Origin of the sequence: Synechococcus sp. H55.7 (genome assembly GCF_047462395.1) — a bacterium.
Taxonomy (GTDB): Bacteria; Cyanobacteriota; Cyanobacteriia; order Thermostichales; family Thermostichaceae; genus Thermostichus.
In genome coordinates this window covers 37,738-54,122 of record NZ_JANSJD010000018.1, presented here as the reverse complement: position 1 = coordinate 54,122, position 16,385 = coordinate 37,738, and the positions used below count along the sequence as shown (strand labels likewise).

The window sequence follows — 16,385 nt, the reverse complement described above, 5'->3', positions numbered from 1 at the left end:
GGGAGCCTTGCCATTGAGGGTCAACGGGCTAGCGCTGATGCGCTCGTACTAGGATGATAAGGATAGGTAACCCATCTGAGGGGAGGATCCCAGCGATGTCAGCAGCACAGGGCGGGCATTCTGCCCGATTGGTTCTACGGCTGTCCAGAGCGTTATTGCTGCTCTGTGTCTGCCTCAGCCTTTTGACCAGTGCCTGCTCTGCAGGCTCCAACCTGCGGGCCTACAGGGATCCCAGCGGGGCCTTTGCCTTTGCCTATCCCAACGGTATGGTGGCGCTCAAGCTCGGGCCGGGGAAAGGGCCGGCGGTGCTGCTGCGCGACCTGGTGTACGAGACGGAGAATGTCAGCTTGATGATCGCCCCCTTTGATAAGGGAGAGACGATCGCCGACCTGGGTGGCCCGGACGAGGTGGGGCAGTTGGTGGCAGAGAAGATCATCGCTCCTGAGGGATCCGATCGCTCCGCCAAGCTGTTGGCTGCCGAAGCCTTTGAGCGGCAAGGTCAGCCCTACTACCTGTTTGAATACCAAACCGACATGGGATCCCAGCTTCGCCATGAAGTGGTGACGGTAACCGTGCGCCACCATCGCCTTTATACTCTGACGGCCTCCACCCAAGAATCCCGCTGGCCGCAGGTGCAAGCCGCTTTTAGGAATGTGGGCCGTTCTCTAAATGTTTCCTGAAGCTTTTTCTTGAGGATTTTCTCATGAAGGGGACGGGGCGGACTTGGGCAAGTTAAAGCTGGGCCTTCCAGATGGAGTTGCCTGCCGATCCCAGCCGGGAATCCGGTGCTAAAACGGTGGTGTTTTTTATAGAGGGGATCCCGCCTCTCTCCAGCCGCTTCCATGACTGTTTACGTGGTTCAGATCAGCGACCTGCATCTGTTTGCCAAGCCACACCAGCGGCTGCTGGGGGTGGACACAGAGACCTCTTTTCTGCAGGTGCAAAAGGCCATTGCCGCCTTGGATCCCTTGCCGGATGTGCTGCTGCTCACCGGGGATCTCGCCCAAGATGGCAGCGCCGCCGCCTACGCCCGTTTGCGAGAGCATCTGCAAGCTCTTCCCATCGACACCTATTGGCTGGCGGGGAACCACGATCGCCTTCATAACATGAACTCAGAGCTCCGCGCCGAGCGGGTACACGGGGAGAAAAGCTTCAGTCGAGAGAACTGGAGCTTGATTCTATTGAACTCTCTAGTGCCGGGCAAAGACAGCGGCTACCTGACGGAGCGCACTTTGCTGTGGCTGAAACAAGAATTGCAGCGGAGCAAAGCCGCCCAACACCATGTTTTGCTGGCCTTGCACCATCCTCCTTTTTCGGTGGATTCTCCCTGGCTGGACCAAAGTGCCCTGCAGCAGCCGGAGCGGCTGTTTGGGGTTTTGGACGAGTTCGACCACATTCGCCTGGTGCTCTTCGGCCACATCCACCAAGACCTGCACCGCCGCCGGCAGGGGGTCGATTACTTGGCCTGTCCTTCCACCTGCGTGCAATTTCGCCCCAAGAGCCCTCGGTTTGGCCTGGACGTGATCCCCCCGGCTTTGAGGCAGATATGGCTGGAGCAGGACGGCAGCTTCAAAACCCAGGTGCAGCGGGTGGAAGCCGCTCTGCAAACTCCTAACTTGGCCTTGAAAGGATACTAATTCCCTTCCTCTGGGATCACGGTGGGCGCCAGTCCGACCGCTTGTCCCAAACAGAAACTGGCTGCCAACAGGGCCAGCCATCCCGGCAGCACCGACAGGAGGGCCACCACGGCCATCGAGGTGTGGTTCCCCCCCTGCAAGAGGCTGTAGAGCAACATCGGCAGGGTGAGCACCCGCCCACCGCCGACGAAAAAGGTGAGCAAAAATTCGTTCCAAGAGATCAAAAAGGCAAAGGCTGCCCCAATAGCTGCTCCAGGGGCCACGAGGGGCAACGTTACCTGCCACCACACCTGCCAGGGATCCGCCCCCAAACAGCGGGCCTGGGCCTCGTAGCTGCGGTCGAAGCGGGCAAACACACTGCCCATCACCAAAGCCATGTAGGGGATGGTCGGGATCAGATGCACCAAAACCACCCCCAACAGGGTGCCTTCCAGGCGCAGGCGGATCAGCACCCCTTGGATCCCCATCAGCACAGCCAGAGGAGAGGTGATGACCGGTAACAGCAAGAGCAGGCGCAGCCAAGCAGGCAGCGGGCGGGTGCCCAAAACTCGTCCCGCCGGGATCCCCACCCCTAGGGCCAGCAGAGTGGTGAGCAGGGCAATTTGTAAGCTCTGGCCAAAGGCTGCCCTGAGCTGAGATCCCCGCTCTAGGAACTCCTGCCAGCCGGCTAGGCTCCACGCCTGCGGCAGGGCATCGGGGAAAAACCAGGCCCGCGTAAAAGCCCAGAGGCCCAGCACTCCAAAGGGCAAGGCCCAAAGGAAGGTCACCCCAACCACCCCCAAGCGGAGCAGGGATCCCTCCATCCATCCAGAGAGGCTGCAGGCGCGGCGTCCTTTCACGGCTTTCTCCCCGGCGGCTGCAAGAAGGCTCCCCTGGCCGCAAACAGCCCCGCCATCAGGCTGACCACCGCGGCCGAGATGGCCAGCAGGATCACCCCCAACGCCACCGCCTGCTGCCGCTGCTCCAAATTGATATGGGTAAAACGCTGGTAGATCAGCACCGGCAAGGTGCGGGGGTAGGTGGGCCCCAAAAGCAGCGGGATCTCAAAAGCGCTGAAGACAAAACCAAAGATGAGGATCCCGGTGGCCAGCAGCCCCGGCCTGAGCAAGGGCAGCGTTACCTGCCAAAACGCTTGCTCGGCAGAGGCCCCCAACAGGCGCGCCTGCTGCTCCAGCTCGGATCCCATTCCCCGTAGCAGCGTCAGCGCCACCAGAGCGGCAAACGGGATCTCCTTCCAGAGCCAGTAGAGCAACACCCCCACGTAGCCGCGGTCGTTCACCCAGAGCGGGAAATCCTGATCCGAGGCAATCCACCCCAGTTGGAAGGCCAGCCGCGCCAGCCAACCGCTGGGAGCCAACAACAGCCACATTCCCGCCGCCCCCACCAAATGGGGAACCGGCAACGTCAACTGGGCCAGCCAGATGGCCCACCCCCCTAGCCCCCGCAACAACAGCGCCGATCCCAACCCCAAAACCAGCGCCAACCCGGTCGCCAGCAAAGCAAGCCCCAGACTCAGCAGCAGGGATCCCCACACCTCGGCATCTCCCAGGAGCTCCCCGTATCCCTGCAGGCTCAACCCCGTCCTCCCCAAGCCGTAGAGGCCGACACTCTGGGCCAGGGCCAGCAGCAGCCCACCGCCGTAGATCAGACCTACCAGGCTCAGAGCCGGCAGCAGCGGCCCGTACTGCCCCAGCCAGCGGCTTACCTTCCTGAGCCCTCCCCAGCCATCTAAGCTATTCATACAGCCATTGATCAGCCATTCGGGAACGCTGCCTCAAAGGACGCGGACTGCCTCTTGCACTCCATGGAAAGAACTCTAGACCAGATTAACCAACGCATTGCCAAAGGCCAGGCGCGGGTGTGGACGGCCCTAGAGGCCAAAGCCAAGCTGGCCACCCTGGGCATTGAGCAGGCTTTTGAGCAGGTGGATGTGGTAACCACGGGCACCTTTGAGCCAATGGAGTCGTCAGGGGCAATCCTCAACCTGGGCCATACGGATCCGCCCATTAAGATTCGCCAAGCCTGGTTGAACGGGGTGCCCGCCTATGCCGGGTTTGGCGCCGTGGATCTCTACATCGGGGCGGCCCAGCCCAGTGAGCAAGCCGAGCACCCCTATGGGGGCGGCCATGTTATCGCCGATCTGGTGGCCGGCAAGCGGGTGCACCTGCGGGCTGTTGGCCAGGTAACCGATTGCTATCCCCGCGCCGACTACGAGTCCACCCTGACACGGGATCAGCTTAACCAGTTCTACTTGTTCAACCCCCGCAACGCCTACCAAAACTTCATTGTCGGCGTCAACGGCGGGGATCGGCCCTTGTACACCTATTTGGGCCTGCTGGAGCCGCACCTGGGCAATGCCGTCTATTCCAACCCAGGCGAGCTCTCCCCCCTCCTCAACGACCCCCTCCTGCGCCGGGTGGGGATCGGCAGCCGCATCTTTCTGGGGGGCGGCAGCGGCTACATCGCCTGGGAAGGCACCCAACACTTCCCGCGGCAAAAGCGGCTGCCCAACCATACCCCCATCGGCCCGGCGGCCACCTTGGCCCTCATTGGCGACGCCAAACAGATGCAAGCGGAATGGGTGCGAGGCTGCTACTTCCGCAACTACGGCCCCAGCCTGATGTTGGGGGTGGGGATCCCCATCCCCATCCTCTCCCCTGCCGATCTGGAGCCCATTGCTGTCCGGGATGAGGAACTGGTGGCGCCGGTGATCGACTTTTCCATTCCCCGGCGGGTGCGGCCCACCTTTGGCCTGGTGAGCTATGCCCAGCTCAAATCCGGCTACATTGTCCTCAACGGCCGCAAGGTGCGCACTGCTCCTCTGGCCAGCCTGCGCCGCTCAATGCAAGTTGCCGAGATCCTCAAACAGTGGATTGTCAGCGGCCAGTTTACTCTCACCCAGCCGGCTGCCCCTCTGCCCCTGGATCGGGAGTTTCTCGCCCAAAACCCTCATCCATAAAGGGATCCCCATCGCCAAAACCGGCCATCGGATCCCTGGTAAGGGGTTGTCTTCCAGGCAGTTGCCGCTACCATTACGCCTTAGGTGTTGCCGGTAAAGGCTCCCTGGGGGAAGGGGGCCGGTATCCGCAAGGGGGAAAGACATGTTCCGGCGTATTGCTTTTGGCTCGGCGGTGTTGGGATGGCTCCTGGCCCTGCCCGCCTTTCCCGGCCACGGGTTGGGGGAGCGGCGGGTCGTGCCCGACACCCTCTTCTACTTCGACAACCACTATTTCGATCGCTACCCCGAGGCAGTGGTGGTGGGCGTAGTCAATGGTGACACGCTGGTGGTGCAGATCGAAGGGGAACAGAAACTGCGCCTGATCCGCTTGGCCGGGATCCAGGGCCTCAGCCCGGAGGAGGATCCCTTTTACCAGCAGGCGATTGAGCTGATGCGGGAGCGTATCCTGCGCCGCACCGTCAAGCTGGAAGGGGACAAGCTGCTGCGCAACGTCGATGCCACCGGCTTGGTGGAGGCCTACGTCTGGCTGGAGGGCCAGCAGATGAACGCCATGCTGGTGCGCAACGGCCTGGCCCGCATCATCCCCTACAGCCACAACATTAAATACGACAGCTACTTCGGTGGCCTGCAAAAAAGAGCCCGCCAAGAGCGACTCGGCATCTGGAGCCGTCTCTAACGCCTTGGATAGCTCTAGACTGGGTTTACTGGGCACTCTTAGATACGTCTGCCTGCTTTGAGGGTTAAATCCACTCCAGCTTCCCGGGATCCCAACCGCTGGCTGAGGCATCTGCCTTTGGTGACCGGCCTTTTGGGCAGCGCCCTCTTGGTTATTAACCGACTGGCTTTTACGCCGGAACTGTTCGCCAGCCAGTCCCGCTCTGATGCCTTGGGGATCCTCCTCAGCGCCATTTTGATCCTGACCGGCCTGCTGTGGCAGCAGATCCAGCCCCGTCCCACCCAGGCATCCCCCCTGCAGGGGAGTTCAGGCTGCGATTGGCACCCCGACCTTTCCGAGAGCGAAAAACTGGAGCTGGCCTGGGCCTCCCACACCCTCCTTAGCACCACTGCTGCCCGCACGGTAGTGATCTGGGTGGAGGGGCGCACCCTACTGCAGCGGGGGATCCTGGCCAGCCCCGGCCAGTTGCCCTCCATCCGGCCCCAGAGCATCTTGCAGCGGGTGTTGCAGACCGGGCGGCCCGTCTATCTGGTGGACCTGAAGCTGTTCCCGGCCCGCGCCGAGTTTGAGGGCCTGCTGCCCCCCGGATCCCAGGCGGTTCTCTGCCAGCCCATCGGCCAGAAGGGATGCCTCATCTTGGGCAGCGACACCCCCCGCAGTTTCAGCCGCCAGGAGCAGGCCTGGATTGCCGCCATCGCCGACAAACTAGAAACCCTACTCGCCTAGCTCCCCTCTCCCAAAGGGAGAGGGGCTGGGGGTGAGGGCGCCTTTGGGAGAGGGGCTGGGGGTGAGGGCAGACTCCCTTTGGGAGAGGGGCTGGGGGTGGTCGCGTGAGCGGCGCGGAGCGCTTGGGCGCCTTTGGGAGAGGGGCTGGGGGTGAGGGGGAGGCTAAGCAGCGCTCTCCAGGCTCACCTGAAACACCTCGCTAAAGGCCTTCTCGACCTTGTAGCCGGAGTCGATGGTTTCCAGAGGATCCTTGCGCAGGCGGTGGCGCAAACACAGGCTGATTACCCGGCGAATATCGGCAATGGTGACCTCGCTGCGCCCCTCCAGAGCCGCCAGGGCCTTGGCCGCCCGGTTGGTGACGATATCTCCCCGCAGCCCATCCACCTCCAGAGCCGCACACACGCCGGAGATCTTCAGGCGCAACTCAGGATCCACCATCACAGTGGGCAAGAGGTGCTGGGCCTTTTCAATGCGCTCCCGCAAGTGTTGCTGGGCCTCGGCGTATTTGGCCAAGAACGCCTGGGGATCGGCGTCGAACTGGCTGCGCTCCTCCACAATCTGCACTCGCAGGGACGGATCCCGCACCGTTTCGATGCGCACGAACATACCGAAGCGATCCAGCAGTTGCGGCCGTAGCTCTCCTTCCTCCGGGTTGCCGGATCCCACCAGGACAAAGCGGGCCGGGTGGCGAATGGAAATCCCCTCCCGTTCCACCGTGTTCCAGCCAGAGGCCGCCGCATCCAGCAACACGTCTACCAGGTGGTCGTCCAGGAGGTTCACCTCGTCTACGTAAAGGATGCCGCGGTTGGCCTTGGCCAAGAGCCCCGGCTCAAAGGCCTTCACCCCCTGGGAGAGAGCCCGCTCGATATCCAAGGTGCCGCAGACCCGGTCTTCGGTGGCTCCCAGGGGCAGATCCACCATCGGTACCTGGATCCAGGTGGCTTCCAGCGTTTCTCCCGCCTGCAGGCGTTCCCACACCTGGTCGCTCATCAGATCCCGCTGCCGCGGGTGGCTGTTGAAGGGATCCCCTTTGACAACCTCGATCTGGGGCAGCAGATCTGCCAAGGCGCGGATGGTGGTGGATTTGCCCGTGCCGCGATCCCCCATGATCAGCACCCCACCGATGCGGGGATCGATGACGTTGAGGAGCAGAGCCAATTTCATCTCCTCTTGGCCGACAATGGCGGTGAACGGGAAAACCGGGCGACGTTCCAAGTTCATAGGGGCAACAACCAGCAATTCATCCCCATTATCCCAGAGGCTCCTCCCTTCTGGGCGGTTCCAGGCTGCAACAGGAACCTAAAGGCCGCTTTTGGGTCAAATGGATAAAGCAAGCTCCGGTGCCGGTCGGGGATCCCTGGCTTCTTTTGGGGAAGACTAGATAACATCGGAGCCTGCACGGTTGGCTGGGAGTGGGTTGAATCTGGGTAACAGCGAAAGCTACACCAAAAGAAAGGGGGCTCCCAAAAGCGCCGGCAACCACAGAGAGAGTTCGTTATTGGGTGGGGAGATAGCAGCGGTGTCAGGTCAAGCAAGTCGGAGACGATGGACGGCATTCTCGATGCCCAGCGTGGCCCAAAAAGGGCTGGTGGGCCTGATCTGGGTCTGCACCTGGATCCCTGTCTTGAGCATTTCCCTTGCCGTAGCCCAAACCGCCGCTACCTCTCTGGTTTTGACCGATGAACAGGTCGCCAAGTATGCCCGCATCGTTTTGGAGATGGAGCCCCACCGACAAGAGGCCCAGCAGCGCTCCCAGGCCACCGCGGATCCGACCAGCAAAGATCAAATCCGGCGGGAGTTCATTCGCACCGCCACCGAGATCATCACCCGCCACGGCATGACCGTGCCCGAATACAACCGCATCACCCTGTTGATTCGCTCCGAAGAAGGCAGAGACCTCCAACAGCGCATCGAAGCCGAAATCCTGCGCCTGCAAAGCGGGGATCCCAGCGTGAGCCCTAGCTCCAAACCCTAACCCCCCCCTTGGATCCCCTGCAGCGCTTTTGCCCGGATGTGACGGGGGACGGAAGATAGCGGTAGGCTGGAAGCGGAGGTCGGTGCTCGTCCGTAGAGAGCGGGGGGAGAGCAATGAACGAGCCTATGTCGCCGTCAGTACGGGCGGCTGTCGAGCGCATGAAGTCTCGCTTGCGCCTGACGCGCCGCTTCGGGTTCTGGTTTCAGGCGGTTCTGGGGGCAACGGCTCTGCTGCTCTGGCTGGGATTTTTAGTTGGCCAGAATACCCTCTATCGCGACGACTCGATGGGGGCCTTTATCGCCTTCTGGTTTACCCTGTTTACCCTTCTAACCCTGGCAGCCGGTCTCTTCTTTAACTGGCGCTACCTGCTCCAGGCGGAGCGCCGCTCAGTGTCTGCCGCTACCCCAAGCCAGTTGGATCTGCCCAAGCAGTTGCAATTGGTTACCTATGTCAGCCTGATCGGCGCTTTCCTCGCCCTCATCGCCATGGAGGCGCAGGTGGGAGAGCTGCTGGTGCGGCTGTTTACCCGCACGCTGAGCACCCAGACAGCAGGAGTGCTGCTATTGGCTGCCAATATCAACGTTACCTTTGCCCACTTCGTCTGCTTAGCAGGGGTGCTCTGGATTACCGGCGCCCTCGACCGCGAGCCTTGAACCCCAGCCGGCCAGTCTTAACTTTGCAAGGCAGAAAGTCAGGCCTGCGGCACAGTGGCCCGCCCTAAACTTGCCCCAGCTAAAACTGCCCCCCTGCCAGAGGAAGAGGGGCAAGCGGAAGCAGTCTCGAAGTCCGTAGTTGCCAATCGCAGATTCCGAGGGCTTCACTTAAAGCCCACCGCCGCCTGCCAAACAAAAGCCAGCAAAAAGAACAAAACAGGGATGATCGGCAGAATGTCGATCAGGGGATCGAACAACTCATAGCCTTCTGGCAAAGCCGCCAGGAGCATTATCGCAGGCATGACAACAAACCTCGACAAGAAGAAAGTGGAGTTGGAGAAACTGCTCTTTTCAGAATTGACAGGGATTTTAACATTGTCGGGCCGGAATCCCGGCTAAAGTCAAGAAATGTGAAGGAGATGGTGACCTAGAGAACTCCCATGTTGGAGAGGCCCAAGATCACTCCCGCGCCCAGCAGATGGCCGAAGCTGGCGACCCCCAGCACTTCCGGCCAGGTCATCCCCAGCACCGGCCCCGTTTCTGAGGCCGCTCCCGAAGAGGACTTGAAGATCAAGTAGGCAAGACCTGTGCAGAGAAAGATGGTTACGGCACTCAAAGGCGACCAAGAGCTGGTGTGGGCAGTCATGGCCAACGGCACAACAACGGGCATCATGGTTTTCATCCTCGGCTCAGGTTAACCGCCCCCTAGATTACCCCCATTCCGCAACTCCCAAGGGGATCCCCACATGAATTGCAACAGAGGCCGCAACAAAACCTCACACTGTGGCTTCTTCTGGCTCCATGGCCGATCTACCCCTCGCCGGGAACAGCCTGGACGGGCTGGAGTTGGCAAGAAAAATCCGGTCTGGGCGCAGATCTCTGCCGTATACTAACGAAAGTTAACAAATCCTTCTCTTCCCCCGCTTTGCAGGTGATGAACTGGCTCTTTTGCCTTGATCCATCCTCACCGTCTGCGCTGTGCACACCCAAGGATGGCTGCCGATGACTGCTGCTGCGACTCCGCAACCGGATCCCAAGCCTTTTGCGTTACCCCGTGAGCTGTTGGGGCCGCCGCCGGAATTTTGGAACCCCACCCTGTTGATGTTTTTGGCGGCGGTGGTGCTTTCGGCCTCTTGCTTTGGCGGGTACGCCTTTTGGCATTGGCCCCGCTGGCTGGTGTTTTGGCTTAACTTTGTCGCCCTCTATGTGTTGGGCACGGTGATCCACGATGCCTCTCACGGCTCGGCCCACCGCAACCGCTTTTTGAACGAGGCGCTGGGCCACGGCTCCGCCTTGTTGCAGGGCTTTGTCTATCCGGTCTTTAAGCGGGTGCACATGCAGCACCACGCCCATGTCAACCACCCCGAAGACGATCCCGATCACTATGTGTCCACGGGCGGGCCGCTGTGGCTGATCGCACCGCGCTTTTTCTATCACGAGGTGTTTTTTTTCAAGCGGCAGCTCTGGCGCAAAGGCCGCTGGGATCTGCTGGAATGGGGGCTGAGCCGACTGGTGGTGGTTCTGACGTTTGCGTTGGCCATTCACTTTGGCTACACCGACTACATCATGAACTATTGGCTGCCCCCCGCTTTTATCATGGGCTTTCTATTGGGCCTGTTTTTCGACTACCTGCCCCATCGTCCCTTTCAATCTCAAGAGCGGTGGCACAACGCCCGCGTCTATCCCGGTTGGCTGACCAACATTCTGCTGCTGGGGCAAAACTATCACCTGATCCACCATCTCTGGCCCTCGGTTCCCTGGTACAAATATCAGGCAGCCTACTGGGCGGCCAAACCTGAGCTGGACGCCCGCAACTGCCAGCAAACGCTGGGGATCTGGGAGAAGGGAGAGTTTTGGAGCTTTTTGTACGATGCGCTGATTGGCCTGCACTGGCACAAGCCCAACTCAACTCGTCCTGCTGCGCCAGCCGATCCAGAATCTACGGATCTGAGGCTTACTTAACATGGTTTTGCCCACGCTACGGATCCCTCAGTTGCTGCTGTTTGTGGAGGCAGCCGGCTTGCTGCGGGACTCCAGCCAGGCCCTGTTACAGGCTGGTCAGGCGACGGCAGATCTGCCAGAGTTGATCGCTGAAGCGCAAGCGCAGGCGGAAGCCCAATTGCAAACCCTTGGGATCCCGGCAGAGTTGCGGGCGCAGGCCCGAGGGATCCTGAGGTTGACCTCGCCGCCGCAGGTGCTGGCTTACCTGCAGGATTTGCTCGACAGGGGAGCCGGCCCGGATTTGGAAGCCTTTTTGGAGCAGGCGGGATCCGACTCTACCCTGTTGCGCTTTCCGCCGCTGTTGGTGGGGGCTGTGGCTTTGCAGGTGTTGCTGGAGCGGCTGGATTTTTCTCCGCAAGAGAGAGCTGTGTTGCAAGCCCAACGGGATCAATGGGAACAGGCCCTGGCAGAATTGGCCGCTCACCACCAGGTTTCCCCAGAGCCGCTGCGGGCGGCTGCCGAGAGGGAGCTGCGGGCTGCCTCAGCAGAAGAGCTGCTGCAACTGGGGCAGGATCTCTTTCAAGATCTCCAGGATCTTGCCGGGCCCGATTCTGAGCCGGAAGCCGAGTCTCAGGTGGAATTGGCGGGGCCGTTGCTGTTGATGATGGTGGCCGACCACCTGTTGGCCCAGACAGAGCATCCGCTCACCCCCGATCAACGGCTGGACTTACAAACCAACCGCGCCGAGGCAGAAAGCCGCTTTTTGGCCATGCAAAAGCTGGGCCGTCTTGAGAACTTGGCGGAGCAGCAGGCTTACATTCGCTCCTGGATTGACCAAACTTCTGTGCCGGATTTGCTGCGGGCTTTGGATCGCTTTTTTGCGGCGTCTGAACCCAACGCGTGAGGCCCCCGGATTGCCAGAGGTTCCGTATCCTCTATGCTGGAAGCAAAGGGATCCCGCTTGAGGCGCGAAAGTGGACTGGGGCAGCTTATTTTGGATTTTTTTGATCTTCAGCTCGCTGCAACCCCTGTTGAACCGGCGAGCGCAAGAGTTCCGGCGCTTGCTGGCCATTCGGGAGTTGGAGCAAAAGCGGGGCAGCCGCGTGATTTTGCTCATCCACCGCCAGGAGTCGATCAGTTTTTTGGGGATCCCGGTTTCCCGCTACATCAGCATCGAGGACTCGGAGCAGGTGTTGCGGGCGATCCGCCTCACCCCGCCCAATACTCCCATTGATTTGATTCTGCACACCCCTGGCGGCCTGGTGCTGGCTACTGAACAAATTGCCCGCGCCCTGATCCGGCACCCGGCCAAGGTGACGGTATTTGTGCCCCACTACGCCATGTCGGGCGGGACGATGTTGGCCCTGGCTGCCGATGAAATTGTCATGGATGCTAACGCCGTGCTGGGGCCGGTGGATCCGCAGTTGGGGGGGTATGCTGCCGCCAGCATTCTGCAGGTGGTGGCGGAAAAACCCATTGCCGAAATCGACGACCAGACCTTAATTCTGGCGGATCTGGCCCGCAAGGCGATGCAACAGGTGCAGAACTTCGTGCGGGATCTCCTGAAGGACGATGTGCCCAAGCGCAAAATTGCCCCCGAACGCATTGAGCCTCTGATCCAGTACCTGACCAGCGGTCGGGTGACCCACGACTACCCGATCACTGCTGAAGAAGCGCGGGAGCTGGGCCTGCCCATCTCCACCGAGTTGCCGCCCCAGATCTACGCCCTGATGGACTTGTACCCCCAGGCCAGCATGGGCCGTCCTTCCGTGCAGTACATTCCCACCCCCTACGATCCTCGTCCCGCTTTGCCCAAAGGGGGATCCCGCTCTGGCCTAGGGTGAACTCTTGGCGTAGACATCCATGGCTTCCAGGCGCAGCCCTTTTGCCCGCCGAAATAGCTCTTGTCCGGTGTGCAAGTGGCGTTCATCGAAGTTCAGCGGGAAATACTTCAGCTCCTCCAGAGCGTCTTCCAAGTGGTTGAGGGCATAGTAGAGGCGGGAAGCCACACCCCCAAAGCTGCTGGGATTGGGAAGGCGGCGAAAGATCTGCTGAGCTTGGGCCAGCTTCTGGCCGCACTCTTCCAGATAAGCCTCAAAGGACTCCAACAGGTCAGGGTCGAACGGATCTGCCGCCAAAGCATTTAACTGAGGCTTCAGAGAAGACAACAAGGGCCCCAAAACTCGGTTCAGGGGGGTGTAGACCTGTCGGATCCAGGCGGCGCGGGCGATGGCTTCCTGGCTGACGGTTTCGCCAGGGGATCCCGTCGGCTGAGGGCGGGGTGAGGTGTGGCTGGAGTGCAGTTGCCGATCGTAGTCGCGGCGAGATTGCGGATCCTTGAGCACCGCGTAGGCAGCGTTGATCTGGCGGATGCGCTCGGAGGTGGCCCGATCTTTTTTGGCCAGCAGGCTGTCGGGATGGTGGTACTTGACCAAACGACGGTAGGCAGACTTGATCTCTTCCGCCGTCGCCAGGACGGAAACGCCCAAGACCTCGTAGTGGGATCCGACTCCAGCTCCGCTCTCCATCATCGCTAGGCTTGCCGGCAAGAAACTCCCACATTGTACCTGCAGCCTAGAATAAAGGTGAGTTTTCCAGTGCTGCCCCATGTCTTCCTCCTCACAGGGATCCCCCCATCCTTTCAGTGCCCTCTTGGGGGCCACCATTGCCGTCAGTCTGGGCTACGGGTTCTTGCAACTGCTGCTCTCGATGGTGACCAAATTGCCGCCAATCGATGTCGAGACTGGATCGCTGGCGCGCGGGATCAGCATCCTGGTGCGTTATCTCCTGGTCGGTTCCGTTTCCCTGATCGCCTTCATGTTTGCCATGGTGGGGTTGGGGCTGGCGGCCTATTCTGTGCAATTGCTGGGAGAGCGGCTAACATCTTCTCAGCGCTGAGCCTGGGGATCCGGGCACGACCTCTGGCCGACTTAGTTTGCGTTGGGACGGCTGCCTAGCGCAACACCACCTTGGGCGAGAGCAACAAAGTCAGGGATCCCTGGCAGTGGTCAATTCGGCCTTCGGCAAAGCGCACCTGGGCCAGGCCCGCCTTTTTAAGGGTGATCGCGTGGGCATTGGCCGGGTTTAGCCCAACAGCCGCTTGCACCCACAGGCTCAGATCCGGCTGGTGACCGACCAGGGCCAAAGACGTGAGGGATCCCCGCTCTGCCTGCCAGCGCACCAGGTCGGCAAAACTGCCGCCCGGAGCCAGAGGCTCAAACACCTCCACCGCTGCGGCCAGGTTCTCGTCCAACAAGATCTCGGCGGTCTGCCGCGCCCTCACCAGGGGACTGGTGAGCAGGAGATCCCACTTCCAGCCCATGCTCTTGAGCTGGCGGGCCACCTTGCGGCAGCGCTTGCGACCTTCGTCTGTAAGGGCTCGCAAGGCATCCTCAACTTCTGGCCGGGGTTCTTCGGCTATGCCATGGCGGATGAAGTCCACAGCCAATTCCTGCCGGGCAATCTGCTTCTCAGTTGCTCCCTGAGAGTGCTCCCCACCGCGAACGCCCTCCTGTTGTTCAAGCCCAGAGATCATCGAACCCCGTCCCGTCAATGCAAACGGCACCGTCAAACTTTGCCCAGACACTCTCCCAGAATACCCTGGGGGACGCTCTCTCTACGAGGAGGGGTTGTGCAGGCGCTGGCCGACCAAAGTGCGCCCTTCCTGGGTGTAGAGCTGCCAGTAGTTCCAGTAGTTGCCAAAGACAGACTTCACATAGCCCCGCGTTTCGGCGAAGGGGATCTGCTCCACAAACACATCCGGATCTTCAAAGCCAAAGCGGCTCAGCCATCTGGCCACGTTGCCGGGGCCGCCGTTGTAGCTGGCCAGGGCCAGCAGGGTGTTGTCTTGATAGGTGCGGTGGGTGTAGTCGAAGTACCAGGATCCCAGGTAAAGATTGTCGGCGGGGTTGGTGAGGCTGTATTGGGCTAGGCCAATTTGTTGGGCAATCCAGCGCCCGGTGGCAGGCATCACCTGCATCAAGCCCAGCGCCCCTGAGGCCGAGACGATCTCCGGCTCAAAGCGGGATTCCTGCCGGATCAAGGCCGCCACCATCAGGGGATTGAGGTTAAATTGCCGTGACCAGCGGGCCAGGCCGGGCCGGGCATAGGGATCCCCGCCCCAGGAATTGTCTGGGCCGGCGTAGTAGTGCAGCGGATAGACGGCCTGCCAGAAATCTTGGCGCTGCCTCAACGTCTCCAGCAGGGGATCCGGCTCTTCGCTGAAGCGCAAAGCGGCCACCTGGTTGATACCCCGCAGGTGCTCTCCGGCACTGTTGCGCAGAATACCCGTGACAAAGCGCTCAGCCACACTCATCTGGCGGGGATCCCGTTGCAGCACGGCCATTTCCCCCTGCCAGCGTTCCCAGGCCAGTTGGCTGGCTCCCATCAAGTGCAAAGTTTGCGTGGCCTCAGAGACCCCCGGCAACGGTAGCCGCACCGGCTGAAAATCCACCTCCACCCTTTGGCGCCCGCTGTAGAAATCCCCCACCGGCCAGCCCAGTTGCACTGCCGACCGCCAGGCGTAGTAGGTGTGGGGAAACTGTTGCAGCACCTGTTGATAGGTTTGCCGCGCCGCAGCCACATCCCCCAGCCGTTCCCGCCATTTGCCCGCCCAGTAGAGCAGTTGCGCCCCCATTTCCGTATCCCGCTGGGCGGATCCGATCTGTTGGGCCAGGGCGATGGCTTGGCCGAGATTGCCCGCTTGCGCTTGACTCCAGGCAAGTGTCCAGGCGGCGTTGGCCGCGGCTTCGCTGGCCGGAAAGCGCTCCCAAAGAGCTTGCCGAGCCGCTTGGGCCGATTGCGGGCTGGCATGGCGATCGTAAAGCTGGCTGAGGCTGAGCAACGCTTCTGGAGCCTCTCTATCCGAGCCGGATCCCGCCTGGCGCAGCAGCTCGATTGCCGTCGACAGGTCGCTCAATTCTGCCAAACGGCGACGGGTGAGGGAAGCCTCTGGCCCATTGGGAAATTGAGCCAGCAGCGCTTGGTAAGCCGCTCTCGCCTGGGGAAACTCCCGCGAGATCTGGTGGCTGCGGCCCCAGCGGTAGAGATTCTGAGAGGTGGCGGGGGCACGCCCATAGGCGCGGGCAGCTTTGCCGTACTCCCGTTGTTCCCAATAGGCATCGGCCAGGATCTGCCAATCGGAAGCCGTGAGGGATCCCTCCTGAGCCTGCCGCCAGCGATCCAGCAGCGGCGTTAACCCAGGGGTTTGCGGGTGATGCAGAGCCAAATCCCGCAGCAGGTCGTAGCGGTCGGGATCCCGCTCCAGCAAATGCTGGAGGGCGCGGCCAGTCAGCGGGTGAGTGGGAAATTGCTGCCGCAACTGATCCACCTGGCCCATCCCCCAGAGGGCATAGGCGGCCACCGGGCTGTGGGGGTACTCCTGCAAAATCTTGGGCCACCAGATCCCTTGGGCTGTTGCCTTATCCTGCAACTGCTCGTAGGCTTGGGCCCTGAGCTTCCAAATTTCCTCCCGCAGAACCGGCAGGCTCTCTTCCAACCCCTGCAAACCCTGCAGGGCCAATTGCGCTTGGCCGGCCTGCAGCGCTGCGTAAGCCCGCAGAAAGGCCGTTGTGGAAGTGTGGGGCAGTTGTACCGGATCCCTGCCCTCTGGCGCCGCAGCCACCTCCACGGTTTCTGCCCAGGATGAGGTGTAAAAGCCCCAGATGGCCCCGCCCAGAGCCGCTCCTGCCGCCAGCACACCGGCAACCCATCTTGCCCAGCACCGTTTGCTGCCTGTCAGGATATCCATGCTTTGTCTCTCTGCAACCTCTGACTACGATACTCAACCCGACTGCGTTGGGTCACCTGGGATACCTGT

The 16,385-nt window shown here is 61.2% G+C and carries 19 protein-coding genes; 11 read left to right on the top strand and 8 right to left on the bottom strand.

What is annotated here, in order from left to right:
* The first annotated feature begins 95 nt into the window (after positions 1 to 95).
* Together psbP and cpdA are read left to right on the top strand one after the other, a co-directional pair.
* The gene (psbP, locus tag NW851_RS09945) at positions 96 to 680 is read left to right on the top strand and encodes a photosystem II reaction center PsbP (RefSeq protein WP_414338161.1); all 585 of its coding nucleotides are present in this window, start codon (positions 96 to 98) and stop codon (positions 678 to 680) included.
* 162 nt (positions 681 to 842) lie between these two features.
* The gene (gene cpdA / locus NW851_RS09940) at positions 843 to 1,637 is read left to right on the top strand and encodes a 3',5'-cyclic-AMP phosphodiesterase (protein WP_414334684.1); all 795 of its coding nucleotides are present in this window, start codon (positions 843 to 845) and stop codon (positions 1,635 to 1,637) included.
* Here the strand turns inward: cpdA and NW851_RS09935 are convergent.
* Both NW851_RS09935 and NW851_RS09930 read right to left on the bottom strand, forming a co-directional pair.
* On the bottom strand, positions 1,634 to 2,476 hold the full coding sequence (locus tag NW851_RS09935) for an ABC transporter permease (RefSeq protein WP_414338158.1): 843 nt from the start codon (positions 2,474 to 2,476) through the stop codon (positions 1,634 to 1,636). The two genes, cpdA and NW851_RS09935, sit on opposite strands and share 4 nt — an antisense overlap.
* Positions 2,473 to 3,378, bottom strand: a complete 906-nt coding sequence (locus tag NW851_RS09930) for an ABC transporter permease subunit (RefSeq protein ID WP_414334682.1) — start codon at positions 3,376 to 3,378, stop codon at positions 2,473 to 2,475. Before NW851_RS09930 ends, NW851_RS09935 begins: the two co-directional genes overlap by 4 nt.
* 63 nt (positions 3,379 to 3,441) lie before the next feature.
* Here NW851_RS09930 and NW851_RS09925 point away from each other — a divergent pair, with 63 nt between their 5' ends.
* From NW851_RS09925 to NW851_RS09915, 3 genes are all read left to right on the top strand, one after another.
* Positions 3,442 to 4,596: a homocysteine biosynthesis protein gene (locus NW851_RS09925; RefSeq protein WP_414338155.1), complete on the top strand. Its 1,155-nt coding sequence runs from the start codon at positions 3,442 to 3,444 to the stop codon at positions 4,594 to 4,596.
* Between the two features lie 142 nt (positions 4,597 to 4,738).
* Positions 4,739 to 5,272: a thermonuclease family protein gene (locus NW851_RS09920; RefSeq protein WP_414338152.1), complete on the top strand. Its 534-nt coding sequence runs from the start codon at positions 4,739 to 4,741 to the stop codon at positions 5,270 to 5,272.
* Positions 5,273 to 5,329: 57 nt separating this feature from the next.
* Positions 5,330 to 5,998 (top strand): cofactor assembly of complex C subunit B, encoded by a 669-nt coding sequence (locus tag NW851_RS09915; protein ID WP_414338149.1) that lies wholly within the window; start codon positions 5,330 to 5,332, stop codon positions 5,996 to 5,998.
* Positions 5,999 to 6,160: 162 nt separating this feature from the next.
* Here the strand turns inward: NW851_RS09915 and bchI are convergent, their stop codons facing one another.
* A complete protein-coding gene (gene bchI / locus NW851_RS09910) occupies positions 6,161 to 7,219 on the bottom strand; it encodes a magnesium chelatase ATPase subunit I (protein WP_414338146.1) in 1,059 nt (352 codons plus the stop codon).
* A 340-nt stretch (positions 7,220 to 7,559) separates the two neighbouring features.
* Between bchI and NW851_RS09905 the strand changes: the two genes are divergently transcribed.
* On the top strand, positions 7,560 to 7,973 hold the full coding sequence (locus NW851_RS09905; protein WP_414338144.1) for a DUF4168 domain-containing protein: 414 nt from the start codon (positions 7,560 to 7,562) through the stop codon (positions 7,971 to 7,973).
* A gap of 113 nt (positions 7,974 to 8,086) precedes the next feature.
* Positions 8,087 to 8,626, top strand: a complete 540-nt coding sequence (locus NW851_RS09900; protein WP_414333224.1) for a DUF3611 family protein — start codon at positions 8,087 to 8,089, stop codon at positions 8,624 to 8,626.
* A gap of 164 nt (positions 8,627 to 8,790) precedes the next feature.
* Here NW851_RS09900 and NW851_RS09895 read toward each other — a convergent pair whose 3' ends face one another.
* The gene (locus tag NW851_RS09895; RefSeq protein WP_414333226.1) at positions 8,791 to 8,928 is read right to left on the bottom strand and encodes a photosystem II reaction center protein K; all 138 of its coding nucleotides are present in this window, start codon (positions 8,926 to 8,928) and stop codon (positions 8,791 to 8,793) included.
* A gap of 125 nt (positions 8,929 to 9,053) precedes the next feature.
* On the bottom strand, positions 9,054 to 9,299 hold the full coding sequence (psaK, locus tag NW851_RS09890; protein WP_414333228.1) for a photosystem I reaction center subunit PsaK: 246 nt from the start codon (positions 9,297 to 9,299) through the stop codon (positions 9,054 to 9,056).
* A gap of 329 nt (positions 9,300 to 9,628) precedes the next feature.
* On the opposite strand from psaK, the gene NW851_RS09885 reads away from it, so the two are divergent.
* From NW851_RS09885 to NW851_RS09875, 3 genes are all read left to right on the top strand, one after another.
* The gene (locus NW851_RS09885) at positions 9,629 to 10,588 is read left to right on the top strand and encodes a fatty acid desaturase (protein ID WP_414333229.1); all 960 of its coding nucleotides are present in this window, start codon (positions 9,629 to 9,631) and stop codon (positions 10,586 to 10,588) included.
* A gap of 1 nt (position 10,589) precedes the next feature.
* Entirely contained in the window at positions 10,590 to 11,471 is an 882-nt protein-coding gene (locus tag NW851_RS09880) for a hypothetical protein (protein WP_414333230.1), read from the top strand.
* 70 nt (positions 11,472 to 11,541) lie between these two features.
* On the top strand, positions 11,542 to 12,411 hold the full coding sequence (locus NW851_RS09875) for an SDH family Clp fold serine proteinase (protein WP_414333232.1): 870 nt from the start codon (positions 11,542 to 11,544) through the stop codon (positions 12,409 to 12,411).
* On the opposite strand, the gene NW851_RS09870 is transcribed toward NW851_RS09875, so the two are convergent.
* The gene (locus NW851_RS09870; protein ID WP_414333234.1) at positions 12,403 to 13,098 is read right to left on the bottom strand and encodes a J domain-containing protein; all 696 of its coding nucleotides are present in this window, start codon (positions 13,096 to 13,098) and stop codon (positions 12,403 to 12,405) included. The two genes, NW851_RS09875 and NW851_RS09870, sit on opposite strands and share 9 nt — an antisense overlap.
* Before the next feature lie 76 nt (positions 13,099 to 13,174).
* On the opposite strand from NW851_RS09870, the gene NW851_RS09865 reads away from it, so the two are divergent.
* Positions 13,175 to 13,465 (top strand): DUF3082 domain-containing protein, encoded by a 291-nt coding sequence (locus NW851_RS09865; protein WP_414333236.1) that lies wholly within the window; start codon positions 13,175 to 13,177, stop codon positions 13,463 to 13,465.
* A gap of 55 nt (positions 13,466 to 13,520) precedes the next feature.
* Here the strand turns inward: NW851_RS09865 and sixA are convergent, their stop codons facing one another.
* Positions 13,521 to 14,102: a phosphohistidine phosphatase SixA gene (gene sixA, locus NW851_RS09860; RefSeq protein WP_414333238.1), complete on the bottom strand. Its 582-nt coding sequence runs from the start codon at positions 14,100 to 14,102 to the stop codon at positions 13,521 to 13,523.
* Positions 14,103 to 14,183: 81 nt separating this feature from the next.
* Positions 14,184 to 16,316 carry a transglycosylase SLT domain-containing protein gene (locus NW851_RS09855; RefSeq protein ID WP_414333240.1) on the bottom strand — a complete coding sequence of 711 codons (2,133 nt, stop codon included), beginning with the start codon at positions 16,314 to 16,316 and terminating at the stop codon, positions 14,184 to 14,186.
* Positions 16,317 to 16,385 lie beyond the last annotated feature (69 nt).